This is a genomic window from Megasphaera sp. An286 (genome assembly GCF_002163455.1).
Taxonomy (GTDB): Bacteria; Bacillota; Negativicutes; order Veillonellales; family Megasphaeraceae; genus Megasphaera; species Megasphaera stantonii.
Window position 1 is genome coordinate 52,998 of record NZ_NFIY01000011.1, and the last position, 25,306, is coordinate 78,303.

A 25,306-nucleotide genomic window follows, 5' to 3' on the forward strand; every position below is an offset into this window, starting at 1 on the left:
CAAAGACATGCAGATAATTAATAATATCCAAACTACTATCAAAGGCGATTTACAGACGGTTATTCATAAGGGAAGCAAGCTTTCGATTGCCGCAGCTTGTTTTTCTATCTATGCTTATCAGGAACTCAAGAAGCAGATGGAAGGGATAGACGAGCTGCGCTTTATCTTTACGTCTCCGACCTTTGTAACGGAAAAGACACCAAAAGCCCAGCGCGAATTTTATATTCCCCGCATTTCAAGAGAACGCAGCCTTTATGGCACGGAATTTGAAGTAAAGCTTCGCAATGAGTTGACGCAAAAGGCCATAGCTAAAGAATGTGCCGATTGGATTAGAAGAAAGGTGACTTTTAAATCGAATGTCACGCAAGAGCAGATGATGGGGTTCATGACGGTAGATGAAAGCAGCTATATGCCCATCAGTGGCTTTACTACGGTGGATCTTGGCTGCGAACGCGGAAATAATGCATATTACTCTGTGCAGAAAACAGAAAGCTATGAGAACGGAAAGTACTTTATCAATCTTTTCGAGCAGCTTTGGAATGATAAGAAACGCCTTCAAGATGTTACGGACATCGTTATCGAAAGTATTACGGCAGCGTACCGTGAAAACGCGCCGGAATATATCTATTTCTTTGCTTTGTATAATATTTTCAACGAATTTTTAGACGATATTTCAGAAGACGAGCTGCCCAACGAGGCTACGGGATTTAAAGAGAGCAAAGTCTGGGGGATGCTTTACGATTTTCAGCGCGATGCCGTCCTCGCTATTATCAATAAATTGGAAAAGTTCAACGGCTGTATTTTGGCTGATAGTGTCGGTCTTGGCAAAACCTTTACGGCTCTTGCCGTCATTAAATATTATGAGAACCGCAATAAGTCAGTTATGGTCCTGTGCCCCAAGAAGCTTTCCGAAAACTGGAATACATATAAAGGCAACTATATTAACAACCCTATTGCAGAAGATCGGCTGCGCTATGATGTGCTGTATCATACGGACCTCTCGCGCGAACACGGGCAGTCCAATGGCATTGACCTTGAGCGTCTGAATTGGGGCAATTATGACCTCGTCGTAATTGACGAAAGCCATAATTTCCGCAACGGCGGCGAAGTGTCCGGCGAAGCGGCAAAAGAAAACCGCTATTTGAAACTACTCAATAAAGTGGTTCGGGCAGGTGTACGGACAAAAGTCCTGATGCTTTCCGCCACGCCGGTCAACAACAAGTTCATTGATTTGAAAAATCAGCTTGCTCTTGCTTATGAAGGCGATGCCGCGCAAATCAATAAAAAGCTGGCTACGACGAAGGGGATCGACGAAATCTTCCGTCAAGCGCAGAAAGCGTTCAATCGATGGGTCAAGCTTTCCGTTGAAGAGCGTACTACTGAGGCGCTGCTTCAAACGCTGGATTTCGACTTTTTTGAATTGCTGGACAGCGTGACGATTGCCCGTTCCCGGAAGCACATTGAAACGTATTACAATACTGCCGATGTTGGCAAATTTCCCAAGCGGCTTCCGCCGATTTCCCTGCGCCCTTGCTTAACTGATCTGAACGATGCTGTCAACTACAATGACATTTACACATTGCTCATGTCGCTGAATTTGTCGATTTATACGCCGTCGAACTATATTATGCCTTCGAGGCTTGAGAAATATCTTGACGTGACGCACCACCAAGGGACGAGTCTTACACAGCAAGGTCGAGAAGAAGGCATCCGTCGCCTGATGAGTATCAATCTTCTCAAGCGGTTGGAAAGCTCGGTCTATTCTTTCAGGCTGACGATTGACCGCATCACAAAGCTGATTGAAGATACGATGAAAACGATTGAAGACTATCAGGCTGGCAACTGCATTCTCAAACTGACGGAGATTTCAGACAGTGATGATTTTGATTACGACGACCAAAATACGGACTTTTTCTCTGTCGGGAAGAAAGTCAAAATCGACCTTGCCGATATGGATTATGTTTCGTGGAAGCGGGAATTGGAAAAGGACGCAGAAAAGCTGGGACTGTTGTCTCAGATGGTAGCGGACATTACGCCGGAGCATGATGCAAAACTGCAAACGCTGTTAAAACTGATCCAAAAGAAGGTCGAACATCCCATAAATCCTGCAAATCGGAAACTCATCATTTTTACTGCCTTTTCTGATACTGCCGATTATCTTTATGCAAATGTCAGCAAGTTTGCAAAGGAGAAATTCGGTTTGGAAACCGCGGAAATCACGGGTAACGTAGACGGCAAGACTACTATTCCAAAGCTCCGCGCCGACCTCAATACCGTGCTGACCTGCTTTTCTCCTATATCCAAGGGGAAATCAGTTTTGATGCCCAATAGTTCGGACGAGTTGGATATTCTCATTGCTACGGATTGCATATCTGAAGGGCAGAACTTACAAGACTGCGATTATTTGATCAACTACGATATTCATTGGAACCCTGTACGCATCATTCAACGGTTTGGGCGCATTGACCGCATTGGCAGCAAAAACGAAACGATTCAGCTCGTCAATTTCTGGCCGGACATGGACTTAGATGAATACATCAATTTGAAAAGCCGTGTCGAGACGCGTATGAAGATTTCGGTCATGACTTCTACTGGTGATGATGACCTTATCAATGCCGAAGAAAAAGGGGATCTTGAATATCGTCGGGCCCAGCTTAAACGGCTGCAAGAGGAAGTCGTAGACCTCGAAGATATGACCAACGGCATCTCGATTATGGACTTGGGACTCAATGAGTTCCGGCTGGATCTGCTGGAATACATGAAGCGTCACGACGATCTTGAGACGGCCCCGAAGGGTCTGCATACCGTTGTCGGCAAAACAGCGGACTCACCGGCAGGCGTAATCTTTGTTCTGCGGAATATCAATGACAGCGTGAACATTGATAACCGAAACCGCATCCATCCATTTTATATGGTATATATCAGCGAAGAAGGTGAAATTGTCTGCGATTACCTGAATCCGAAAAAGTTGTTGGATACGATGCGTCTGCTCTGCCGCGGCAAAAGCGAGCCGATAATGGCGTTGTGCAGAAACTTTAATGAGGAAACCGATGACGGGCGCAATATGAGCGAAGTCTCTGAGCTGCTTTCTGAGGCAATCAATTCTATTATGGATGCCAAAGAGGAAAGCGATATCGACAGCCTGTTTAAAAGCGGCGGCACGACGGCTTTGCTTTCGACGATATCGGGATTGGATGATTTTGAACTGATTTGTTTCTTAGTGGTGAAATAAGAAAGGGGATTTTCCATGTTTGGGTTTCCTGCTTCTACTGAGTTTAACAAACGAATACCAAAGCAGAAGTTTTATGAGCACATCGATATCGGTTCCTCATTGAAACGGATTTTTATAGAACAAATTCATCTCATCTATTGGCGCAATAAACTGGCGGCAACGACGTTGAACGTAGCGGCAGGAGAGGCTGTGACCGAAATAGAAGTCCTTGAAGTGCAGCTGAAATCTCCGCACCTCGATGAGGCGGTGCTTCGCCAGATCGACAGGGAAATTCCCTATCATATCCTTTTCGTTCTGACCTGTGAGGGGAAAGCCCAGGTTTGGATAGGCTACAAGGAAGCGGCTGGTTCCGGCAGCAATGCCTTCAAGGTGAGCCAATATTATCATACCGATTGGGGGCCGGAAAAAGAGCTGCAATTTGGCATAGATGGGCTGAACATGGATGCCGTTTATGAAAACCTCATGCGTCAAGTTGCCGGAGACACTTTGCAAACAGATTCGGAGGAAAGCTTACAAGCTTCCGTAGAGCGCGATAAAAAGCGGCGGCACCTTGAAAAGCAGATTGCGGCATTGGAAAGTAAGATGAGAAAGGAAAAGCAGCTTAATAGACGAATGGAGATACATGCTGAATTGAAACGATTAAAAATAGAGAAAGCAAAAATATAGGTGCAAATTATTAACAGAAAGGAATGGAAGCGAGAGTATATGGATATTCATGAAGAGCATGTTAGAAAAATACTTTCTAACCTTTCGGTTGACGGTACACTAAAGAGCAGAGAAAGCAATACTGTCGAGTTCAAAGAATCATTTAATAAAAACAGTACAGCGAAATATGCTAAAACGATGGCGGCATATTCTAATAATCGTGGCGGATATATTATTTTCGGAGTAAAAGACCGGCCTAGGAAAATCATAGGATTAAAGAATGATAATTTTGAGAATATGAGTCAGGAACGGTTTTCTGAAGCTATCAATTCTCTATTTGTGCCGTCAATGGATTGGAGCTGTGGAACATTTGTAATTGATATACCATCTCTTGACAATAGTGCTCACTATAAAACTTTAAAAATTGGATGGATATATACGGTGGAAGCTGATCATAAACCCGTTATTGCTCAGAAGGCAAATGATGGTGAAAAGATAAATAGTGGAGATGTTTTTTATCGTTACCGAGCGCGAAGTGAAAAAATAAAATTTGCTGAAATGAGTCGTATTATTGAAGAAAGAATCGTAAAAGAACGAAATGGATTGCTAAAAGTTTTTGAGGTGATTCGAAAGAGTGAAACAGCAAATCTCGGTATCGTAAACTATTCCAATGGAAGAATTACTACTCCGTATGGTATAGATATTTCTTTTGATCGTAAGCTAGTAACACAAGTTTTGAAAAAAGCGAAGTTTATTAAGGAAGGTAGCTTTAATGAAACAGATGGGATTCCCGTGATTAAGGTTACAGGGAATATTGATTTAGCTGAAGAAGTACCTGTTCCAGAGGGAAATCCGGATGAAACACATCCGTATATACAAAAACAACTTGCAGAAATGCTAGGCATAAGCATTCAAGATTTATATGCTTTGATTTGGTATTATAGGATGAAGGAAGCCCAAAAATATCATCTCGAAATTACTACCTCTAAAAGTGGGAAAGTGCATAAGTTTTCTAACTTTGCCTTGCAATTTTTGAGAGAAAAGCTTAAAGAACTACAAGAGCATACCGATGAATTTGACATGATTCGTAAAGAATACAGGAATCGGAATAAAATAGGAGGAAACACCTAATGGAGAAGATGAAGTTTGAAACCACTGATTCTACGTCTGGGAATATAGAGAAAATTTCGGCGTTGTTTCCTAATTGCGTTACGGAGATGCGCGGAGAGGACGGTAAGGTTAAGCGCGGGATCAATTTTGAAATGCTAAAACAGATGCTTTCGCCGGACATAGTGGACGGCGACGAGTGTTACGAATTTACGTGGGTAGGCAAGAAGGCGTCTATCGTAGAAGCGAACAAGCCTATCCGCAAGACGCTGCGGCCTTGTGTAGAAGAGAGTAAAAATTGGGACACGACGGAAAACCTGTACATCGAAGGCGATAATCTGGAAGTGCTCAAGCTGCTGCAGGAGGCATACTTAGGCAAGGTGAAGATGATCTACATTGACCCGCCATATAATACAGGACATGACTTCGTTTATCCTGATTCTTTCATAATGGATAATGAGGAATATAATGAGGGTTTAGGTTATTATGATGAAGAGGGTAATGTGAACTTTACACGCGAGAATGCTGCCAGTGCAGGAAAATATCACTCTGATTGGTGCTCTATGATCTATTCACGCTTACTTCTAGCTCGAAATCTGTTATCGGATGACGGATTCATTGCTATAAGCATTGGCGAAGAGGAAGTTTATAATTTGAGAAAGATATGCAATGATGTTTTTGGAGATGTAAATTTTCGTAATATTCTTGCTGTTAGAAGATATGACAAGAATCTGAACTTACAATTTGCAGCAAAAGGGTTAGCAACTATGAATGTTGGGCTCGAATATATCTTAATTTATTCGAAAAATCCTGAAACCAAAATGGTTGCAATCTATAAGGCATCTAGTGACGGCAGGAGTCAATCTGGGTACTGGAAAGGTTTTTGGAATAATGCAGATAGACCAACTATGCGTTATGATATTCTTGGAGTGACTCCCCAAGAAGGGCAATGGAAGTGGAAAAAAGAAATAGCAGATGAAGCAGTAGCTAACTATATTGAATATGAACAGAACTATTCTATGAAAATGACTCTTGAAGAGTATTGGTCGTTAACAGGGAAGTGTAAGAGATTTATAAGACGAAAACTAGACGGTGCAGGGAAGAACTCTGGTGTCGAACATTGGGTTGCTCCTGCGGAGGGAATTCTCAGAAATAGTAATTGGTCTGATATGCTTATATCCAAACCTGCAGGCTTAGATATAAAATTTGATAGTCCTAAAAACACGGATGTATTGAAAGAGCTCATTAAATTGTTTGGGGTTGCGGAAAAAGATGTTGTTTTTGATTTCTTTTCGGGATCAGCTTCAACAGCCCATGCAGTTATTGAATTAAATGCAGAAGACAAAAGAGGCAGAAACTTTGTTATGATACAGCTTCCTGAGCCTTGTGATGAAAAAAGTGAAGCCTATAAAGCCGGTTACAAAAACATCTGCGAAATAGGCAAAGAGCGCATTCGCCGCGCTGGTGAAAAAGTCAAGGCGGACAATCCGCTGACTACGCAGGATTTGGACGTCGGGTTCCGCGTCCTTAAATTGGACGATTCCAACATGAAAGATGTATATTATGCCGCCGGCGACTACGAGCAGGGGATGCTTACGGGCTTGGAATCGAACATCAAGGAAGACCGTACCGATCTCGACTTGCTTTTTGGCTGCCTGTTGGACTGGGGCCTGCCCTTGTCTTTGCCGTATACGTCGGAGCAAATCGACGGCTGTACTGTCCATATCTACAACGACGGCGACCTCATTGCTTGCTTTGATAACAATATTCCTGAAAGCGTCGTAAAGGAAATCGCCAAGCGCAAGCCTTTGCGGGCCGTGTTCCGCGACGCTGGCTTTGCCGACAGCCCGGCGAAAATCAACGTATTCGAGATTTTCAAGCTCTATATGCCGGAAGATGCCAACGATATTTCCAAGCGAATAAGAGTTATATGAGTGTGAAGTGTGAAAGTTGGAGTGTGGAGTTAGACGTTACGGATGAGAAGAGAACTGTAAAATATAAGAGTAAGAAATTTGCAGTGCGTATTGTCCGGCTTTATCAGTATCTATGCGATGAAAAACACGAATATGTGCTGTCAAAGCAGATTCTGCGAAGCGGTACGAGCATAGGAGCTAACATTGCTGAATCAGAGTGCGCAATAAGCCGAAGGGATTTTGTGGCTAAACTGTACATTGCGCTGAAAGAGTGTATGGAAACCTTGTACTGGCTGGACCTTCTCAGAGACACAGAATATATCACACAAGAACAATACGGCTCTCTTGAACAGGATTGCCAGGAACTGAGAAAAATGCTTTCTTCCGCTACCAAAACTATCAATTCCAAACTTTGAAACAGGGGGGAGCAATAATGGATAAAAAGGAGATTCCCCCGGTTAACCGGGATTTTCTGCAAGGTGTTTCTGAAGTGCTTGCCAAGGCGCGAAAAAACGCAAAGACGGCTGTTAATCTTTCCATGGTGTACGCCTATTTTGAAATCGGAAGGATGATTGTCGAGGAAGAACAGCACGGCGCGAACCGCGCGGCATATGGGAAGCAGATTTTGAAAGAGTTATCTGCGTATTTGACAAAGATTTACGGGAAAGGCTTTTCCGTTACTAACCTTAAGCAAATGAGGCAATTTTATCTTGCTTATGCCAATGACCAGATTGGTCAGACACTATCTGACCAATTCAAGAACCTTCCCACCGTCAGTACGGGACGGAAATTTTACCTGAGCTGGTCGCATTATTTGAAGCTCATGCGTATTGACAATATTGAAGAACGGCATTTTTATGAAATCGAGTCTGTCAAAAATGATTGGAGTCTCAGTGAGCTGAAACGGCAGTTTAACAGCGCTCTCTACGAACGGCTGCTTCTTAGTACGGACAAAAAAGAGGTATACCGGCTGGCACTGGAGGGGCAGAAGGCTGAAACGCCGCGGGATATTGTGAAAGATCCGTACATTTTGGAGTTTTTGGGATTGCCTGAGGCGCCGTCTTATTCTGAGACGGAGATGGAAAGCCGGATTATCAGTCATTTGCAGCAATTTCTCTTGGAGCTTGGAACTGGCTTTGCCTTTATGGGGCGGCAAAAGCGCTTTACCTTTGACGAAGAGCATTTTATGGTAGATTTGGTTTTTTATAACCGGCTGCTGCGCTGCTTTGTTCTCTTTGATCTGAAAATCGGGGAACTGAAGCATCAGGACATTGGGCAAATGCAGATGTATGTGCATTATTATGACCGCATGGTTAAGTTGGCTGATGAAAACCCGACGATCGGCATCATCCTCTGCAAGGACAAGAACAATGCTGTCGTCGAAATGACTTTGCCGGAGGATAACTCACAGATTTTTGCCAGCAAATACGAAACTGTTTTGCCGAGTAAAGAAGCGCTGCAACAGCTGCTTCAAGAACAAATAACAGATGAGAGTAGAGGCGAAGACGAATGAGGCTGCAGTTTAAACATCAGAAATTTCAGGCAGATGCGGCGAAAGCCGTCGTAGACGTCTTTGCCGGACAGCCCTATCTCACGCCTACGTACATGATGGACAGGGGCTCCAACTATCAGCTGTCCCTTTTGGACAAGGATGAGTTTATGGGCTGGCGCAACGAGCCCATCGTGCCGGAACTTTCCGACGCGATGATTTTGGAACGTCTGCGAAAGATCCAGCGGGCGAATCAGATTAAACCGTCGGAGCGCATTGAACCGTCCGAGTCCTGTAAGTTTAATTTGACCATTGAGATGGAAACGGGCGTAGGTAAGACCTATACGTATATCAAGACCATGTACGAGCTGAACAAGCACTACGGTTGGAGTAAGTTTATCGTCGTAGTGCCGAGCATTGCCATACGCGAAGGTGTGTACAAATCTTTTCAGGTGACGCAGGACCATTTCGCTGCGGAATACGGGAAGAAGATACGCTTCTTTATCTACAATTCGGCCCAACTTACGGAGATCGACCGGTTTGCTTCGGACAGCTCGATCAACGTCATGATTATCAATTCACAGGCTTTCAATGCCCGCGGTAAAAACGCGCGGCGCATTTATATGAAGCTCGATGAGTTTCGCTCCCGCCGTCCCATTGACATCATCGCCAAGACGAATCCTATTCTGATCATCGACGAGCCGCAAAGCGTAGAGGGAAAGCAGACGAAAGAACGGCTGAGAACATTCAACCCATTGCTGACGCTGCGTTATTCTGCCACGCATAAGTCAGACAGCATCTACAATATGGTCTATCGTCTGGATGCTATGGAAGCGTACAATAAACGATTGGTAAAGAAAATTGCCGTGAAAGGTATTACGGAGAGTGGCAGTACGGCGACGGAAGGATATGTGTATTTAGAAGGGATTAACCTCTCGAAAGCAGACCCGACGGCGACGATTGAATTTGATTTTAAAGGAGCTTCGGCTATTCGCAAAAAGACGATGAAAGTTGGCATCGGCTTTAATTTGTACGACCACTCGGGCAATCTGGACGAATATAAGGACGGCTTTGTCGTGAAATTCATCGACGGGCGGGATAACTCGCTGGAGTTCTTAAACGGGGTCAAGCTCTTTGCCGGAGATGTGGTCGGCAAGGTAAGCGAAGACCAGCTGCGCCGTATTCAGATTCGGGAGACGATTCTTTCCCACATTGAGCGGGAACGCCAGTTGTTTCATAAGGGCATCAAGGTACTGAGCTTGTTTTTCATCGACGAGGTTGCCAAGTATAAGCAGTACGACGAAGGAGGCAATCCGTATAATGGCATCTATGCCGATATGTTCGAAGAGGAATACGAGGATATCATCGGTCATATGCAGCGGGAGTTCGGCGATGAGGAATACATGAAATATCTGGATGCTATTTCTGCTCATGATACGCACGCCGGGTATTTTTCTATCGACAAAAAGGGCATGATGACCGACAGCAAGCTCAGTGATAAAAAAGCGGGAACCTCAGATGATATCGATGCGTATGATTTGATTATGAAGAACAAGGAATTGCTTCTCGACCGCGACCCGAAGCGGTCTCCCGTGCGGTTTATCTTTTCTCATTCGGCACTGCGGGAAGGTTGGGATAATCCGAATGTTTTCCAAATCTGTACCTTAAAGCAGAGCAGCAGTGAGGTACGAAAGCGTCAGGAAGTGGGACGGGGGCTGCGCTTGTGCGTCAATCAGGATGGAGAACGCATGGATGCCGCCGTGTTAGGAAATGACGTTCAAAATGTCAATATCCTTACGGTAATTGCCAGCGAAAGCTACGAGAGCTTTGCCAAAGGACTTCAAACAGAGATGGCTGATGCCGTCGCAGATCGGCCTGTAGCGGTAACGGCTGAGTTGTTCAAAGGTAGAGTTATCGTAGATGCAAGAGGCAATGAGCAGGTTGTGGATGGAAATACAGCGGCGGCTATCTTTGAGGATTTGATTTTCAATGGATATGTTAAGCGCGGTAGTTTGACTGATAAATACTATACTGACAAAGCGAATGGTGACGTCAAGGTTGCAGAAGAAGTTGCCGATTGCCGAGATGCGATCATCGACATCCTTGATTCGGTCTATGATAGCCGCGCCATGATGCCGGAAAATGCCCGCGACAAAAACGTAGAGCTGCAAGTGGACCCGGAAAAGCTGGCTATGCCGGAGTTTAAAGCCCTTTGGCAGCGAATCAGCTCTAAATCCGTCTACGTCGTAGATTTTGATACGGAAGAACTCGTGCGGAAATCTATTAGTGCTCTCAATAGGGATCTTCATGTTCCTAAGATATTTTTCAAGGTAGAAACGGGAACTATGGAGGAAATCAAGTCCAAGGACGAACTGCTCAGCGGCGAGTCCTTCATAAAATCGCGGTCCTACACGTATAACGGCAGCAAGCGGATTCATGCCAACAGCAGCGTGAAATACGACCTGGTCGGAAAATTAGTAGGCGAAACAGGACTGACGAGGAAAGCCGTTGTGGAAATACTAACTGGGATTGAAAAGTCTGTCTTCGATCAGTTTAAATACAACCCGGAAGAGTTTATTATCAAGGCGGCGGGGTTAATCAATGATGAAAAAGCTACGGCGATCATTCAGCACATTGCCTATCATATGCTGGATGAACGCTATGATACGGATATTTTCACCGAACCGACAATCAAAGGCAAGCTAGGGTCAAATGCCATGAAGGCGCAGCGTCATCTCTATGACCATATCGTCTACGATTCTACGAATGAAAGAGATTTTGCTGCTGATTTAGATACGAACAGCGATGTGGCAGTCTATGTGAAGCTGCCGGACAGCTTCTACATTGCTACGCCCGTAGGAAAATATAACCCTGATTGGGCTATTGCCTTTTATGAGGGGACGGTCAAACATATCTACTTTGTAGCGGAAACGAAAGGTTCCATGCGGTCTATGGAACTGCGTTTAATTGAAGAATCAAAGATTCACTGCGCTAGGGAACATTTCAAAGCGATCAGCGGAAATAATGTCGTCTATGATGTAGTAGACAGCTATCAGGCATTGCTGGAAAAGGTCATGAAATAAAAAATGAGCTTCAGTTGATTCCTTTTTGGAAATTGACTGAGGCTCGTTCTTTTTTTATAGGAGATTACCCGTTATTATAGCAGTTGAAATGGTGCGTTACGGAGAGAATATATCAGGATACTCCAAAACTACACCATAATGGTGTTGATTGAGTTGACAAGCCATGCTATAATAATATAAACGATAATTACTATACGTTGATGGTACTGCCTGCATGATGCAGGTGTGACATAGGAGAAGGAGTGAATCATCATGAAAATAGAAGAAGGTACGATCTTATCGATTGAAGAAGACGGCCTTGCCGAAGTAAAGGTCGGCCGCCATTCGGACTGCATGGCCTGTGGCGCTTGTCCCGGCGCGGAACACATCGTCGTCAAGGCGCTGAATCCTATCGGCGCGGAAGTGGGGCAGCACGTCAAATTTGAAGTGCGAGAAGTCAACATCGTCATTGGAGCCTTTGTCTGCTTTATCATGCCCCTTATCGTCGCCGGCCTCGGAGCCGTCGCCGGTCACTGGATTGGCCTTTCCCAAGGCATGGATGCCATGCAGGCTGCGATTGTCGGCGGTATCGTCGGGTTTCTTATCGGCGTTGTCGGCGTCAAGCTGTTTGACCGGTCCTTGACGAACGATATCAACGCCAAGCCGAAGATCATCGAAGTCTGCCGCTAACTATTTCATCATACTGCGTAAAAATCCGTATGGGACGACGTGTTCCATACGGATTTTTTTTGTATCAGTTTGTCAGCGAATCTTTCAGCTCGAGCTGCGTGCCGTCTTGCAACTGGACGGCAGTAATGGAAATGCTGCTTTGCAGTCCTTCCAGCGTCGCCATGCGGAGCAGCTCGGCCTGGGCCGGAACGGCGGCGTTCAGCCGGAACTGGCTGGTATGAGCTTTGCCGTCGGCGTAGATGGCTATGCGTATGGGCGCGGAGAAGAGGACCGTCGAGTCGGCGCGGCGCAGCTCGTACCGGCCTTTGGCTTCCCGGAGGGTTTCCTTGCCCTGTGCGGACAGCTTCGGCGTGTATTGGATGCGCAGGTATGTATCCTGCTCCGTGCTGCCGCGAACGACGGAAGCGGAGAGGCTTGTAATCTGGACGAGGGAATCGATGCGCTGGGAAACGGGCCGGTTGGCCGCTGCCAAGGCTGCTTCAGAGGCCTGCTGCAATTCCTGTACGACGGCGTCCGGGTCGGCAAAGGCGACGACGCGCCACTGGCGGGCCGATACCTTTTCCAGCTGAAAGGTAATGGGAATCGACGCTTGCAGCGAATCGTTATAAAAGGAGGCCGTAAGCTGGGCGTAGCCCGAGCCGTCCTGGCGGCTCCACGACGATGATTCATAGCGCCAGTCCGAGGCGGGAAGGAGCAGGCCCGCCTGGTTTCCCATGTCGGCAAGGACCTTTCGCGCGTTTTCCAGCCGGGCTTCGTCTGAATCGCCGGCGAGGAGGGTCTGGCAGGCGTGGATGAACTCGCCTTTCACGGGCAGAAGCAGGGCGCGGGACGCCGCTGTTTGGCCTTGCTGCCGGCGAATCAGGCTGTCGAACAGCTGGCCGGCCAGCGCGTCCTCGTCTGCTGAGAGGGACAAGGCTTCGCTGTCACCGTCCTGGGCGGCGGCGACGATACGGGAAAAGGAATACTCCGGCGTAGCCTTGTATATCGTTTCATAGGACAGGCAGGCTGTGCCAATGCAGGCGACGGCCGCAGCGGCGGCTGCCAGTATTTTTATATCCGGTTTGGGAATAGACGATAATTTCATAGCCATTTCCTTCTTTGCATAGAATGCGGTATGGCTCTCATTATAGCATAAAAAAGGAAAAAACGTCGGTTTTCTCGAATATAGTTAAGAGAACAAGCGTTATACGGAAGGATGTGACCAGTTGTGATTACGCTGCATGACAAGACAAACGGCAAGACATATACTCTCAAAGAAGGAACGACGCTGCTGCAGCTTTGCTCCGAGCATTATGGCGACGCGGAGCCCCGCATTGCGGCGGCGCTATATAATAATGAATTTGTAGGCTTGCAGACGAAGGTAGGGAAAGACGGAGATATTTCCTGGTTTTCCATGGCGACGCTGGAAGGCAATCAATGCCTCGTCCGCACGGCCATCATGCTGCTCGTGCGGGCTGTCAGCGATTTATACCCGCAGGGAAAGGTGTTTGTAAAGCACGCCCTGCGCAAGTCGCTGTACTGCGAGCTGGATATCGGCCATACCGTGACTTATCGGGACGTCGAATCGATTAAGCGGCGCATGCAGGAAATCGTCGCCCAAGACGAGCCTATTACGCAAGTCGTCCTCAGCGCGGAAACGGCTATGGACATGTGCCGCAACCGCCACATGGAACGGGAAGCGGAGCTGCTGCGCCACGTTGGCCTCAAGACCGTCATGACCTATCAGTGCGGCCAGGTCTTCGATTACTACATGGGGCCGATGCTGCCGAGCATGGGCTATTTGACCTGCATTAACCTGCGTTCCTACGCGCCGGGCGTCATCTTGGAAACGCCGAAGGTAGATAATCCCAATGAGCTGCCGCCGTACAAGGAAATTCCCAAGATGGCCCGCTTATTTTTAGATGCAGAAGAATGGGGGCGTATCGTCCGCTGTCAGTACGTTTCTGATTTAAACCGCTATATTGCCGACGAAACGATTCAGGATATCGTCGATATGGCCGAAGCGCTGCAGGAAAAAAAGCTGGCTGAAATTGCCGATTACATCGTCCGCCAGCGGCCGAAGATCAAGGTCATCCTCATCGCCGGCCCGTCGTCGGCGGGCAAGACGACGTTCTGCAAGCGATTGACGACGCAGCTCCGCGTCGTAGGGCTGCGGCCTGTCAAGATATCACTGGACGATTACTTTTACAACCGCGAGGACACGCCGAAAAATCCCGACGGCAGCTACGATTTTGAATCCCTGCGGGCCATTGACATCCCTTTGTTTAACCAGCAGATCGACGAACTGCAGCAGGGCCGCGACGTCTGCCTGTCCCGCTTTGATTTCGTGAGCGGCAAGCGCTATTTCGACGAAAAGCCCGTCCATCTGGAGCCGGAGCAGCCCATCGTCGTCGAAGGGCTCCATGCCCTGAACGATTCGCTGACGTATATGCTGCCGCGGTACGAAAAATATAAGATCACCCTGGGCGTGCTGACGCAGATACGCATCAACGACCACAACCGCATTTCGACGGCAGACACGCGGATTATCCGCCGTATGGTACGGGACCAGCAGTTCCGCAACCGCGGCCCCTTGGATACGATGGACATATGGGCCGACGTGCGCCGTGGCGAAGAAGTGAATATTTACCCCTATCAGGAAGACGCTGATACGATTTTCAACACGGCTCTGCCGTACGAGCTGTCCGTGCTGAAGCCCTACGCCGAGCCCCTGCTGCGCTCCATTGACAAGGAAAGCTCCCATTATGCCGAAGCGCAGCGGCTGCTGAAATTCCTGAACCCCTTCAAGGGACTGGATGCGTCCGTCGTTCCCAGCAATTCTCTCCTGCGGGAATTTATCGGCCCTGAACGGAAACAGCCCTGACAGAACGGCGGGATTCCGGCTTTTTCCGGCCTTCCGGCGATTCCCTAAAAATATATTGACAAAGCATTTACAGATAGATATAATAGTAAAGTCGAGGTAGAAATATGAAACTACAAGTCGAAGAAGCACTAAAGGAGGAAGGAAGGAAAGTTCCTTTTTCCTTTCAAAAGCCGGCTGCCGATTTAGGTGATGTAGACGCTTTTCCTTGGAAAAACCATGTTGTGGCTGTGGAAGGCGCGTTCTGGTCCGATGGCACGCACATCGTCGTCAAAGGAACAGTTCGTACATCCGGCATGTATGCATGCAGCCGCTGTCTGATGCCGGTATCGGTGGATCGGAATGCAACACTGTCTGAAGTCTATGGTACGGAAGCAGAGCTTCCTGATGACGTATTGCCTTATAACGGGGAATACATCGATTTGACGGAGACAATTAGAGAAACGTTGATCCTCAGCGAGCCCATGAAGGTGTTGTGCCAGCCTGACTGCAAGGGCCTGTGCCCGCAGTGCGGCGCAAACCTGAATGAAGGACCCTGTAGTTGTCCTACCGACAGGATCGACCCGAGACTCGCCGTCTTGGGGGATTTATTAAAATCAAAGCACTAAAATACGTACCATGGTTTAAGGAGGTGCAGAACATGGCAGTACCAAAGAACAGATTGTCCCAGACTCGTCAGAAAATGCGTCGTGCAAACTGGAAGCTGACAGCGCCGGGTTTCGTTGAATGCCCGCAGTGCCACGAAGCAGTAATGCCCCATCATGTATGCCCCACTTGCGGCTTCTATAAGGGCAAACAGGTTGTTAACAACACAACAGCTGAATAAGAGTATGAAATAAAAAGAGCGTCCGTAAGGGCGCTCTTTTTGGCAATGCCATGGAAAATACGGCGGCAGCTCTATGACGGGCAGGCCGATTCATGGTATAATAAACGGTACAGCTTTCGTAGTGAAAGGAAGGATATTCATGCGGGCCATGGGAATAGACCCGGGAACGGCCATCTGCGGCTTCGGCATCGTCGACGCCCAGGGAAGCCGTCTTACACCGGTTACATACGGAACGATTCAAACGACGCCGGACCACAGCGACGGCGAACGCCTCGTGACTATCTTTGAAGGGCTGAACGAGCTGTACGCTAAGTATAAGCCCGATATTATCGGCGTAGAACAGCTGTTTTTCAACCGCAACGTCACGACGGCTATTACCGTCGGCCAGGCTCGCGGCATCATTCTCCTGACGGCGCAGCAGGCCGGCATTCCCTTGCTGGAATTTACGCCGCTGCAGGTAAAGCAGGGCGTGACGGGCTACGGCCGGGCGACGAAGGAGCAGGTCATCGATATGACCATGCGCCTGCTGGGCATTCGCGAGAAAATCAAGCCGGACGATGCGGCCGACGGGCTGGCGATGGCCATTTACGCCATCTATTCCAGCCATTCGCAGCGTTTGAAAAGGACGGTGCAGTTATGATTGGGTATGTCAAGGGGATTGTGACGCATATATTCCGCGATTCCTGTTTTGTCGACGTCCACGGCGTCGGCTACCGCGTGTCCATTCCGGCGTCGACGATGGACAAACTGGTGCTGAATCGGGAAATCACCTTGTTTACGTATATGAGCGTCCGTGAAGACGCCATCGTATTATATGGATTTGCCACGCAGGATGAATACGACTTGTTCATGCTGCTGATTAGCGTAAACGGCGTAGGGCCGAAGGTGGCCTTAGGCATTCTGAGCGCCGCCAGTCCCGACGGGTTCCGCCTGGCCGTGCATCAGAAGAATATGAAGGTACTGACGAAGATGCCCGGCATCGGCAAGAAAACGGCGGAGCGCATCGTGCTGGAGCTGCACGATAAAATCGGCCCAGTTGGAGACGGCGCGGCGGCCGCTGAAGACGGCGGCCTGGAAAGCATGCCTCAGGGCATTGCCTCGGACGCCTTGGCGGCGCTGACCAGCCTGGGCTATTCCTCCCAGGAAGTACTTCCTGCTATTGAAGCCAAGGCTGGCCAGTGCCGGACCGTAGAGGAACTGCTGAAAGCCGTATTGCAGGCATTGGGAAGCAGGAGGTAAGACGTGGAAGAACATCGCATTGTGGAGACAGGCCCGATTGCGGGAGATTCCTGGCAGTACAGCCTGCGTCCCCACTATTTAAAAGAATATATAGGACAACAGAAGGTTAAACAGAACTTGGAAGTCTTTATCCAGGCGGCAAAGCTGCGGCAGGAAGCGCTGGATCACGTGCTGCTGTACGGCCCGCCTGGGCTGGGCAAGACGACGATGGCCGGCATCATCGCCAATGAGCTGGGCGTCAACCTGCGCATTACGTCGGGGCCGGCTATCGAGCGGCCCGGCGATTTGGCGGCTCTGCTGACGAACTTGCAGGAGCGGGACTTGCTGTTTATCGACGAAATACACCGCTTGTCCCACAGCGTGGAAGAAGTGCTGTACGCGGCGATGGAAGACTATGCTCTGGACATCGTCATCGGCAAGGGGCCAAGCGCCCGGTCGGTGCGCATCGACCTGCCGCCCTTTACCCTCGTCGGTGCGACGACCCAGGTCGGACGCCTGGCGCCGCCGCTGCGCGACCGCTTCGGCGTCATCTGCCGGCTGGAATTTTACCGGCCCGAAGAGCTGGTGCTGATTATCAAGCGGACTGCCGATATTTTGAACGTAGAAATCGACGATGCCGGCGCGTTGGAAGTGGCGCGCCGCTCGCGGGGCACGCCGCGAATTGCCAACCGCCTGCTGAAGCGGGTCCGCGATTTCGCTCAGGTAGCCGGCGAGCAGACGATTTCATCGGCTTTGGCCGGAAAAGCCTTGGACCGGCTGGAGGTCGACGCCTGCGGCCTGGACCGGACGGATCGGCGGGTCTTGCAGGTCATCATTGAAAAATTCGGCGGCGGCCCTGTCGGCCTCGATACGATCGCCGCGGCGATCAGCGAGTCCGTCGACGCCGTCGAAGACGTGTACGAACCCTTCCTCATGCAGCTCGGATTTTTGAACCGCACGCCGCGGGGGCGGGTTGTAACGGAGGCGGCTTACGCCCATCTGGGATTGCCGTCGCCGTCGGAAGGCAAAGGCTCTTCGTTATTTTAGGAGGTATATATGGCGAAAACCTTAATTTTAATCGGCGCGTTGTTTATTGCGGCCGGCTTTGTCTGGCTGGCGCTGGAGCACATCGGCGTAAGCCGTTTTCTAGGCAACCTGCCCGGCGATTTGAATTTTACGAAGGGAAACGTATCCTTTCATTTCCCCATCGTAACCTGCCTCATCATCAGTGTCGTGCTGACCCTCATTTTGAATATATTTTTCCGTCATTAACAGGAGGGAAGATTTATGATTAAAACGCGACTACTTCGCGTCCTCGCCGCGGCGGCTTTATTTGTCTGCCTGACGGCGACGGCTTTCTGCGCCGGCTCGGACCAGACGCTGCGCATCGGCATCCGTGAAGGGAGCAAATCTGTATCCATCATCGGAACTCAGGGAGCGGCCGTTTATAAAAACGGCTCCTTGTGGAAAAAGGTTGGGGCGAACAAGCCGGTTAAGGTAGAACTTAAGGGAAAAGACCTCGTTGTCAACGGCTCGAAGAGCAAGGGCGCCGTGTCGGTACGGCCCTTGAAAAAGGGCGTCGTCAAGCTGACTGACGGCTATTTGTACCGCGGCTCCATCGAGTGCATGCAGCCGTCGAAGGCTTCGGGAATCACCGTAGTCAACGTCGTGCCCCTGGAGCAGTATTTATACGGCGTCGTCGGCAAGGAAATGTCGCCGTCGTGGAGCTCCGAAGCACTGAAAGCCCAGGCCGTCGCGGCCCGGACCTACGCCGTGTATCATAAGAACTCCTTCCGCAACAAGGGCTTCGATATGACTGACGATACGCGCAGCCAGGTTTACGCCGGCATCAACGGCGAATCACCGTCTATTATCAGTGCCGTCGATGCGACGAAGGGCGAAATCCTGACGTATAAGGGCAAGCCCATCGAGGCGATTTTCTGCGCCACTGCCGGCGGCTGGACGGAACACAGCGAAAACGTGTGGGGCAATTACGTGCCTTACCTGCGGGGCGTCGTCGATAGAAGCGAAAAGATGCCGTCCTACAGCTGGACTGTGACGACGACGCCGGAAAAGCTGGCGGCAAACCTGAAAGCAGCCGGTAAAAACGTCGGCAAGATAAAGTCCATTACCCTGTCGCCCTTGGGCAAGCGGCCCATGGATGTGTCCGACCGCGGCGTGTCCGGCCGCGTCCTGTCCATGACGATTCAGGGTTCGTCGGGAAGCATCAGGCTGACGGGCAACGCCTTCCAGTCCATCATGGGACTCAAGAGCACCTTGTTTGACATTTATCAGGGAGCGGAAAAGAAGCAGAAAGACAGTAAGAAAGAGAATAAGAAAAAATCGTCCCGCAAGATGACCTTTAAAATTAAAGACAAGAAGCCCATTACGATTTACGGCTTCGGCTGGGGCCACGGCCTGGGGATGAGCCAGTACGGCGCATACCAGATGGCCCAGGAACAGAAAAACGCCAAGAATACGTACCGCAAGATACTGCAGCATTACTATACGGGCGTAAAGCTTGACAAGATAGATTAAGGAGACAGTACGTTGAAACTCAGTGATTTTTATTATGATTTGCCAAAAGAATTGATTGCCCAGCACCCGGCAGAGCAGCGGGATCACGCCCGCCTCATGCTGTACGACCGGCAGAGCGGGGCTGTGGAACACAAGCATTTTTACGATTTGATCGACGAGCTCCATCAGGGCGACGTCCTGGTATTTAACGATTCCCGGGTCATTCCGGCCCGCCTGTACGGGAAAAAGTCGCCGACAGGCGGCAAGGTCGAAGTGCTGCTGCTGACGCCCGTCGGCGAGGACACGTGGGAAGTGCTGGTCAAGCCGGGGAAACGGGCCCTGCCCGGGGCGGTTATCGAGTTTCCCGAAGGCCTGACCTGTCAGATACTGGACCGTACGGACTTCGGTGGCCGCATCGTTAAATTTGAATACGACGGCGTATTCGACGATATTATCGACAAGATCGGCGAAATGCCCCTGCCGCCGTACATTCACGAAAAGCTGGAAGATCCCGACGAATACCAGACTGTATACGCCCGCGAACGGGGCTCGGCGGCGGCGCCGACGGCAGGGCTCCATTTCACGGACGAGCTGCTGGAACGCATCAAGGCCAAGGGCGTGGAGCTGGTCTTCGTTACGCTGCACGTCGGCTTGGGGACGTTCCGGCCCGTAGAAGAGGAAAACATCGAAGACCACGAAATGCACAGCGAATTTTACAGCATTACGGAAGAAGCGGCCCAGACGATTAACCGGGCGAAGGCTGAAGGCCGGCGCATCGTAGCCGTCGGCACGACGTCTATACGGACGCTGGAAAGCGCCGGTACGACGGGCGTGCTGCAGGCCGGATCGGGCTGGACGAATATTTTCATCTATCCCGGCTACACCTTCCACATCGTCGACGCGCTGGTCACGAATTTCCACCTGCCCGAGTCGACGCTCCTCATGCTCATCAGCGCTATGTCTACGAGAGAAAAAATCTTAAAGGCGTATGAAATTGCCGTGCAGGAAAAATACCGTTTCTTCAGCTTCGGCGACGCCATGTTTATACGATAGGAGGACACGACGTTGGTTATTACTTACGAACTGCAGGCCGAATGCGACGGCGCCAGAGCCGGCATCCTGCGCACTCCTCACGGAACCTTCAAGACGCCTATGTTTATGCCCGTAGGCACGCAGGCGACGGTCAAGACCTTGTCGCCGGAAGAGCTGTACGACATGGGCGCCCAGGTCATCCTGAGCAATACGTATCACCTGTTCCTGCGGCCCGGCGAAGACCTGGTCAAGGAAGCCGGCGGCCTGCACAAGTTTATGAACTGGAAGCAGGCTATCCTGACGGACAGCGGCGGATTTCAAGTATTCAGCCTGGGGCAGATGCGCAAGATTACGGAAGAAGGCGTAACCTTCCGCTCTCATTTGGACGGCTCGAAGAAATTCCTGTCGCCTGAAGTATCTATGGACGTGCAGATGGCCCTTAATTCTGATATCGCCATGGCCTTCGACGAGTGCATCCCGTACCCTTCGGACTACGACTACACCCTCCATTCGACGGAGCGGACGAGCCGCTGGGCCAAGCGCTGCCTGGATCACCACCATAGCGATACGCAGGGCTTGTTCGGCATCGTCCAGGGCGGCATGTATGTGGACCTGCGCCGCAAGAGCTGTGAAGAATTAGTAGACATGAATTTTGACGGATATGGCATCGGCGGCTTGAGTGTTGGCGAATCTAAGGATATAATGTATGATATACTAGATCATACGACGCCCTACCTGCCGCAGACGAAAGCCCGGTACCTCATGGGCGTCGGCACGCCGGACTGCCTCGTCGAGGGCGTAGCCCGCGGCGTAGATATGTTCGACTGCGTCTTCCCGACGCGCGTAGCCCGCAACGGCATGGCCATGACCCATACGGGCCGGCTGACCGTGCGCAACGCAAAATACGCCAGGGATTTCTCGCCCATTGAAGAAGGCTGCGGCTGCTACACGTGCCGCAACTATACGCGGGCCTATATCCGCCATCTCTTCAAAGCGGAAGAACTGCTGGCGTACCGCTTAGTCAGCATTCATAATTTGTATTTCCTGCTGCAGTTTATGCGCGACATGCGCCAATCCATTCTGGACGGCACGTTCCGCCAGTTCCGGCAGGAATTTTGGAAGCGATATCAAGATGCATAATATTTCGTATCTTGCATATATACCATATCACTAAATGTTGGAGGTGAATACAGTGGACATGATGGAACAGTTAAACGCCTTTTGGCCGATTATCCTCATGGTAGTCATTTTCTATTTCATGCTTTGGCGTCCGCAGAAAAAGCAGCAGAAACAGCGCCAGGAAATGCTGAACAGCCTGAAAGCAGGAGTTAAGATTATCACTGCCGGAGGTATTTACGGCACGATCGTATCTCTTCACGACGAATATCTCGTCATCCGCGTAGCCGATAAGGTAGAAATCAAGATTACGCGCAACGCCGTCAACCAGGTCTTGGGAAAGCAGGATCGGTCGGAAGGGAAGAAATCCAAAAAGGCGGAAAAGAAAGCTGATCCGAAGCCTGTAGAAAAAGGGGCGGAAGCAAAACAGGCCGACGCAACGCCGGCAGAACCGAAGGCTGCCGAACCAGCACAGGCTGAAACAGCAGCTCCGGCTGAAGAAAAGAAAACTGAAGAATCGCAGGACGCGAAGTAACACCTTTGAAAAGCCATGAATGACCGGCTCCGCGCCATTTCTGGGAGGGCCGGTTCATGGCCTTTTTGCATGGGCCGGCGAAGGCCGGGCCTTGGGGAAGCATGATGAAGCAGACGGCGGAACGCCGCCGTTTATAGTATAGAATACTGTATTTATAAGAGGAGGGAAACCTGTTGCGGACCCGTAATATGATAAAGTTTTTTGGGGCGGTCGCCATTATATTGGGCGTGTTCCTGACCTTCATTTATCCGCTGGCCAACTCGATTAAACAGGGCCTGGATTTGCAGGGCGGCACGCATATCGTCCTGGAAGCGGAAGATACGCCCGATGCGCCGGTCACGGAAGACTCGCTGAACCGCGCCGTCTCCATCGTCGAACGGCGTATTAATGAAATGGGCCTGACGGAACCGCTGGTGCAGAAGGAAGGCGCCCGCCGCATCATCGTTGAGTTGCCCGGCGAAAAGAATCCGGAAAAAGCCATCGAAACGATCGGCAAGACGGCCGTCATGGAATTTAAAGACGAAAGCGGCGCGACGCGCCTGACCGGTAAGGATTTGAAAACGGCGAAGGAACAAATCGAAAACGGAAACCAGAACGTCGTCGCCATTGAATTTACCGACGAAGGCGCCGACAAGTTCGCCGATTTGACGGCGGCCAACGTAGGCCATAAAATCGCCATCTTGCTGGACGGCGAAGTATTGACGGCTCCCGTCGTCAACGAACCGATTACCGGCGGCAAGGCCGTCATCACCGGCAGCCGTACGCTGGAAGAAGCTAAAAATCTGGCAATTCTGCTCCGTTCCGGTGCATTGCCTGTCAAGCTGAAGGTCATGGAAGTGCGGACTATCGGGCCGAGCCTGGGCCAGGACTCGAAGATTAAGAGCGAAAAGGCCTTTGCCATCGGCATCGTCCTGATCATGATTTTCCTGGTCGTCGTATATCGCATGTCCGGCATCGTCGCCAACGTAGCCCTGCTGGTATACGTCCTGATCCTGCTGTCTATTTTGAAATACCTCGACGCGACGCTGACCCTGCCTGGCATTGCGGGGATCATCCTGTCCATGGGCTTTGCCGTCGACGCCAATATACTGATCTTCGAACGATTTAAGGAAGAAGTGCTCGTAGGGAAGACCTTGCGAACGTCGATGGAGGCTGGATTTAAGCGGGCCTTCCATACGATTCTCGACGCCAACGTATCGGTTATGATCGCAGCTATCGTCCTCATCGTCATGGGGGCCGGCACGGTCAAAGGCTTTGCCGTCAACCTGGCCTTGGGCCTCATCGTCAGCATGTTTACGGCTATTATCGTCAGCCGTTCCCTGCTGACCTGGTTCATTAACACGAATCTCCTCACCAATCCGTGGTTCTATGGATTGAACCGCAAGGTGCCGGAACACATGCTCAAAAAGGGGGGACGGAAATGAGTTTTGATATTGTAGCCCATAAGAAATGGTGGTTTACCCTGTCGTCCGTCCTGGTCGTCCTGAGCGTCATCTCCATCTTTATCAACGGCTTTAACTTCGGCATCGACTATACGGGCGGTACGATTTTGGACTTGCAGTTCAAGCAACCCGTCACGGTCGCCCAGGTGCGCGAAGTCATCGACGACTCCAATATGAATTTGGAAAACAGCGTCATCCAGCTGTCGGGCGTAACGGATCAGGAATCGTCCCAGGAAGTGATGATCCGCATGCGCAATCTGGAAAGCGACGAAAGCAAGGCCATTTCCGATCAGCTCAACGAAAAGCTGGGCGGAGCGGAAGTGAAGCGTATCGAATCGGTCGGCGCCGTCATCGGCTCGGAAGTCACGAAAAATGCCGTGACCAGCCTGGCCGTGGCCTTTATCGCCCTGGCGGCCTATATTTCCTTCCGCTTTGAATATAAGATCGCCATTTCGGCTATCGTATCCATCCTCCATGACTTGATCATGGTATTGGGCTTTTTCTCCTTCTTCCAGCTGGAAATCGACGCCTCCTTCCTGGCGGCTATCCTGACGGTCGTCGGCTACTCCATGAACGAAGCCGTCGTCATCTTCGACCGCGTCCGCGAAAACACGAGGACCCACCGCCGCACGGATACGTATGAAAAGCTGGCTCACGACAGCATTTCCCAGAGCATCCACCGCAGCATCTACACGCTGACGACGGTACTCTTCGCCTGCGGCGCCCTCCATTTCTTCGGCGGCGAATCGACGAAGAATTTCTCCCTGGTCATGCTCATCGGCTTCATCAGCGGCGCCTACTCGTCCATCTGCGTAGATACGTCCCTGTGGGTCGTATGGAAAAATTATACGGCAAAGAAGCACGGTTCGAAGCGTGTTGTTCATGAAGAAAAAGAGGAAATAGAAGAAAATTAAATATATACGGATAACCAATGGTAATCCATTCAAGCATTATAGGTTAGGTATAAACCAGTACCAATGTAAGGAGTTCTTACATTGGTACTGGTTTATTTTTTTTGGAATAAATCGCTGAACTCAGTTGTTTTGCTTTTCATTTGGGCTTCTTTCATATAAAGAATACAGATGATAAGGTACAATAAGTTTCGCAAAAATAAAAAGAGACATGGCTTACAGAACTCTGGTAGAATGAAGTCGCGACACACCATTCTGAAAGGAGCAAGCAAACCATGTCTGAAAAGATTGTACAGCTTAACGAGGAAGTAATCAAGGGACAGCTCAAGGATCTTGTGCGTGGCAGCGTAGAGGAGACTCTCAACGAGCTGCTGGAGGCCGAGGCGGAGAAACTGACTCAGGCGGCCCGATACGAGCGCAATGAGAAGCGTCAGGGCTATCGCAGCGGCCACTACAGGCGCAGCCTCACTACCACTTCCGGGGACGTTACCCTCAAGGTACCCAAGCTCAAAGGGATTTCCTTTGAGACCGCCATTATTGAGCGGTATCGCCGCCGTGAAAGCAGCGTAGAAGAAGCCCTCATCGAGATGTATCTGGCCGGTGTATCCGTCCGGCGTGTGGAAGACATTACAGAGGCGCTGTGGGGCAGCAAAGTGTCGCCCTCAACCATCAGTGAACTGAATAAGAAGGCATATGTCCACATTGAGGATT

23 protein-coding genes are annotated in these 25,306 nt (G+C 50.1%); 22 read left to right on the forward strand and 1 reads right to left on the reverse strand.

All coding sequences use genetic code 11. The features are described 5' to 3' along the window. Nucleotides 1-7: 7 nt before the first annotated feature. The 8 genes from B5F80_RS06600 to B5F80_RS06635 all read left to right on the forward strand — a co-directional run bounded on the left by B5F80_RS06600 (nucleotide 8) and on the right by B5F80_RS06635 (nucleotide 12,138). Nucleotides 8-3,232 carry a helicase-related protein gene (locus tag B5F80_RS06600; RefSeq protein WP_087478030.1) on the forward strand — a complete coding sequence of 1,075 codons (3,225 nt, stop codon included), beginning with the start codon at nucleotides 8-10 and terminating at the stop codon, nucleotides 3,230-3,232. A gap of 15 nt (nucleotides 3,233-3,247) precedes the next feature. Continuing rightward, a complete protein-coding gene (locus B5F80_RS06605) occupies nucleotides 3,248-3,898 on the forward strand; it encodes a DUF4391 domain-containing protein (protein WP_087478031.1) in 651 nt (216 codons plus the stop codon). Nucleotides 3,899-3,937: 39 nt separating this feature from the next. Next, on the forward strand, nucleotides 3,938-5,008 hold the full coding sequence (locus B5F80_RS06610; protein WP_087478053.1) for an ATP-binding protein: 1,071 nt from the start codon (nucleotides 3,938-3,940) through the stop codon (nucleotides 5,006-5,008). After that, a complete protein-coding gene (locus B5F80_RS06615; protein ID WP_087478032.1) occupies nucleotides 5,008-6,918 on the forward strand; it encodes a site-specific DNA-methyltransferase in 1,911 nt (636 codons plus the stop codon). Before B5F80_RS06610 ends, B5F80_RS06615 begins: the two co-directional genes overlap by 1 nt. A 2-nt stretch (nucleotides 6,919-6,920) precedes the next feature. Beyond that, a complete protein-coding gene (locus B5F80_RS06620) occupies nucleotides 6,921-7,313 on the forward strand; it encodes a four helix bundle protein (protein WP_204246357.1) in 393 nt (130 codons plus the stop codon). A gap of 17 nt (nucleotides 7,314-7,330) precedes the next feature. Beyond that, nucleotides 7,331-8,410: a PDDEXK nuclease domain-containing protein gene (locus B5F80_RS06625; protein ID WP_087478034.1), complete on the forward strand. Its 1,080-nt coding sequence runs from the start codon at nucleotides 7,331-7,333 to the stop codon at nucleotides 8,408-8,410. Beyond that, nucleotides 8,407-11,469, forward strand: a complete 3,063-nt coding sequence (locus B5F80_RS06630) for a DEAD/DEAH box helicase family protein (RefSeq protein WP_087478035.1) — start codon at nucleotides 8,407-8,409, stop codon at nucleotides 11,467-11,469. The genes B5F80_RS06625 and B5F80_RS06630 overlap by 4 nt, the downstream gene beginning before the upstream one ends. Before the next feature lie 252 nt (nucleotides 11,470-11,721). Then, the gene (locus tag B5F80_RS06635; RefSeq protein WP_087478036.1) at nucleotides 11,722-12,138 is read left to right on the forward strand and encodes a SoxR reducing system RseC family protein; all 417 of its coding nucleotides are present in this window, start codon (nucleotides 11,722-11,724) and stop codon (nucleotides 12,136-12,138) included. Nucleotides 12,139-12,202: 64 nt separating this feature from the next. Here B5F80_RS06635 and B5F80_RS06640 read toward each other — a convergent pair whose 3' ends face one another. Further along, the gene (locus B5F80_RS06640; RefSeq protein WP_087478037.1) at nucleotides 12,203-13,222 is read right to left on the reverse strand and encodes a hypothetical protein; all 1,020 of its coding nucleotides are present in this window, start codon (nucleotides 13,220-13,222) and stop codon (nucleotides 12,203-12,205) included. Nucleotides 13,223-13,345: 123 nt separating this feature from the next. On the opposite strand from B5F80_RS06640, the gene B5F80_RS06645 reads away from it, so the two are divergent. The 14 genes from B5F80_RS06645 to B5F80_RS06710 all read left to right on the forward strand — a co-directional run. After that, nucleotides 13,346-15,001: a nucleoside kinase gene (locus B5F80_RS06645; protein WP_087478038.1), complete on the forward strand. Its 1,656-nt coding sequence runs from the start codon at nucleotides 13,346-13,348 to the stop codon at nucleotides 14,999-15,001. Nucleotides 15,002-15,105: 104 nt separating this feature from the next. Continuing rightward, on the forward strand, nucleotides 15,106-15,606 hold the full coding sequence (locus B5F80_RS06650) for a DUF177 domain-containing protein (protein ID WP_087478039.1): 501 nt from the start codon (nucleotides 15,106-15,108) through the stop codon (nucleotides 15,604-15,606). Between the two features lie 32 nt (nucleotides 15,607-15,638). Beyond that, nucleotides 15,639-15,824 carry a 50S ribosomal protein L32 gene (gene rpmF / locus B5F80_RS06655; RefSeq protein WP_087478040.1) on the forward strand — a complete coding sequence of 62 codons (186 nt, stop codon included), beginning with the start codon at nucleotides 15,639-15,641 and terminating at the stop codon, nucleotides 15,822-15,824. 139 nt (nucleotides 15,825-15,963) lie between these two features. Beyond that, on the forward strand, nucleotides 15,964-16,464 hold the full coding sequence (ruvC, locus tag B5F80_RS06660; protein ID WP_087478041.1) for a crossover junction endodeoxyribonuclease RuvC: 501 nt from the start codon (nucleotides 15,964-15,966) through the stop codon (nucleotides 16,462-16,464). Beyond that, the gene (ruvA, locus tag B5F80_RS06665) at nucleotides 16,461-17,063 is read left to right on the forward strand and encodes a Holliday junction branch migration protein RuvA (protein ID WP_087478042.1); all 603 of its coding nucleotides are present in this window, start codon (nucleotides 16,461-16,463) and stop codon (nucleotides 17,061-17,063) included. Before ruvC ends, ruvA begins: the two co-directional genes overlap by 4 nt. 3 nt (nucleotides 17,064-17,066) lie before the next feature. Beyond that, nucleotides 17,067-18,089: a Holliday junction branch migration DNA helicase RuvB gene (gene ruvB / locus B5F80_RS06670; RefSeq protein ID WP_087478043.1), complete on the forward strand. Its 1,023-nt coding sequence runs from the start codon at nucleotides 17,067-17,069 to the stop codon at nucleotides 18,087-18,089. Nucleotides 18,090-18,098: 9 nt separating this feature from the next. Then, nucleotides 18,099-18,314 (forward strand): DUF2905 domain-containing protein, encoded by a 216-nt coding sequence (locus tag B5F80_RS06675; protein ID WP_087478044.1) that lies wholly within the window; start codon nucleotides 18,099-18,101, stop codon nucleotides 18,312-18,314. 15 nt (nucleotides 18,315-18,329) lie between these two features. Beyond that, on the forward strand, nucleotides 18,330-19,580 hold the full coding sequence (locus tag B5F80_RS06680; RefSeq protein ID WP_087478045.1) for a SpoIID/LytB domain-containing protein: 1,251 nt from the start codon (nucleotides 18,330-18,332) through the stop codon (nucleotides 19,578-19,580). A gap of 12 nt (nucleotides 19,581-19,592) precedes the next feature. Continuing rightward, the gene (gene queA / locus B5F80_RS06685) at nucleotides 19,593-20,612 is read left to right on the forward strand and encodes a tRNA preQ1(34) S-adenosylmethionine ribosyltransferase-isomerase QueA (protein WP_087478046.1); all 1,020 of its coding nucleotides are present in this window, start codon (nucleotides 19,593-19,595) and stop codon (nucleotides 20,610-20,612) included. 12 nt (nucleotides 20,613-20,624) lie between these two features. Continuing rightward, the gene (gene tgt / locus B5F80_RS06690) at nucleotides 20,625-21,731 is read left to right on the forward strand and encodes a tRNA guanosine(34) transglycosylase Tgt (protein WP_087478047.1); all 1,107 of its coding nucleotides are present in this window, start codon (nucleotides 20,625-20,627) and stop codon (nucleotides 21,729-21,731) included. 58 nt (nucleotides 21,732-21,789) lie between these two features. After that, a complete protein-coding gene (gene yajC, locus B5F80_RS11475) occupies nucleotides 21,790-22,242 on the forward strand; it encodes a preprotein translocase subunit YajC (RefSeq protein ID WP_331225480.1) in 453 nt (150 codons plus the stop codon). Between the two features lie 188 nt (nucleotides 22,243-22,430). Further along, a complete protein-coding gene (secD, locus tag B5F80_RS06700) occupies nucleotides 22,431-23,666 on the forward strand; it encodes a protein translocase subunit SecD (protein ID WP_087478049.1) in 1,236 nt (411 codons plus the stop codon). Next, complete coding sequence (gene secF, locus B5F80_RS06705) at nucleotides 23,663-24,598, forward strand: protein translocase subunit SecF (RefSeq protein ID WP_087478050.1); 936 nt, start codon at nucleotides 23,663-23,665, stop codon at nucleotides 24,596-24,598. The genes secD and secF overlap by 4 nt, the downstream gene beginning before the upstream one ends. A 272-nt stretch (nucleotides 24,599-24,870) precedes the next feature. Further along, the coding region (locus tag B5F80_RS06710; protein ID WP_204246358.1) for a transposase at nucleotides 24,871-25,306 on the forward strand (436 nt) is incomplete at its 3' end.

Excerpts from the sequence above, each read along its gene's own strand:
- B5F80_RS06615 (WP_087478032.1), top strand. The coding sequence starts at position 5,008 with ATGGAGAAGATGAAGTTTGAAACCACTGATTCTACGTCTGGGAATATA.
- yajC (WP_331225480.1), top strand. The coding sequence starts at position 21,790 with ATGATGGAACAGTTAAACGCCTTTTGGCCGATTATCCTCATGGTAGTC.
- B5F80_RS06600 (WP_087478030.1), top strand. The coding sequence starts at position 8 with ATGCAGATAATTAATAATATCCAAACTACTATCAAAGGCGATTTACAG.
- B5F80_RS06675 (WP_087478044.1), top strand. The coding sequence starts at position 18,099 with ATGGCGAAAACCTTAATTTTAATCGGCGCGTTGTTTATTGCGGCCGGC.
- B5F80_RS06680 (WP_087478045.1), top strand. The coding sequence starts at position 18,330 with ATGATTAAAACGCGACTACTTCGCGTCCTCGCCGCGGCGGCTTTATTT.
- B5F80_RS06610 (WP_087478053.1), top strand. The coding sequence starts at position 3,938 with ATGGATATTCATGAAGAGCATGTTAGAAAAATACTTTCTAACCTTTCG.
- secF (WP_087478050.1), top strand. The coding sequence starts at position 23,663 with ATGAGTTTTGATATTGTAGCCCATAAGAAATGGTGGTTTACCCTGTCG.
- secD (WP_087478049.1), top strand. The coding sequence starts at position 22,431 with ATGATAAAGTTTTTTGGGGCGGTCGCCATTATATTGGGCGTGTTCCTG.
- B5F80_RS06625 (WP_087478034.1), top strand. The coding sequence starts at position 7,331 with ATGGATAAAAAGGAGATTCCCCCGGTTAACCGGGATTTTCTGCAAGGT.
- B5F80_RS06635 (WP_087478036.1), top strand. The coding sequence starts at position 11,722 with ATGAAAATAGAAGAAGGTACGATCTTATCGATTGAAGAAGACGGCCTT.
- B5F80_RS06640 (WP_087478037.1), bottom strand. The coding sequence starts at position 13,222 with ATGAAATTATCGTCTATTCCCAAACCGGATATAAAAATACTGGCAGCC.
- rpmF (WP_087478040.1), top strand. The coding sequence starts at position 15,639 with ATGGCAGTACCAAAGAACAGATTGTCCCAGACTCGTCAGAAAATGCGT.
- ruvC (WP_087478041.1), top strand. The coding sequence starts at position 15,964 with ATGCGGGCCATGGGAATAGACCCGGGAACGGCCATCTGCGGCTTCGGC.
- B5F80_RS06650 (WP_087478039.1), top strand. The coding sequence starts at position 15,106 with ATGAAACTACAAGTCGAAGAAGCACTAAAGGAGGAAGGAAGGAAAGTT.
- B5F80_RS06630 (WP_087478035.1), top strand. The coding sequence starts at position 8,407 with ATGAGGCTGCAGTTTAAACATCAGAAATTTCAGGCAGATGCGGCGAAA.
- ruvA (WP_087478042.1), top strand. The coding sequence starts at position 16,461 with ATGATTGGGTATGTCAAGGGGATTGTGACGCATATATTCCGCGATTCC.
- B5F80_RS06605 (WP_087478031.1), top strand. The coding sequence starts at position 3,248 with ATGTTTGGGTTTCCTGCTTCTACTGAGTTTAACAAACGAATACCAAAG.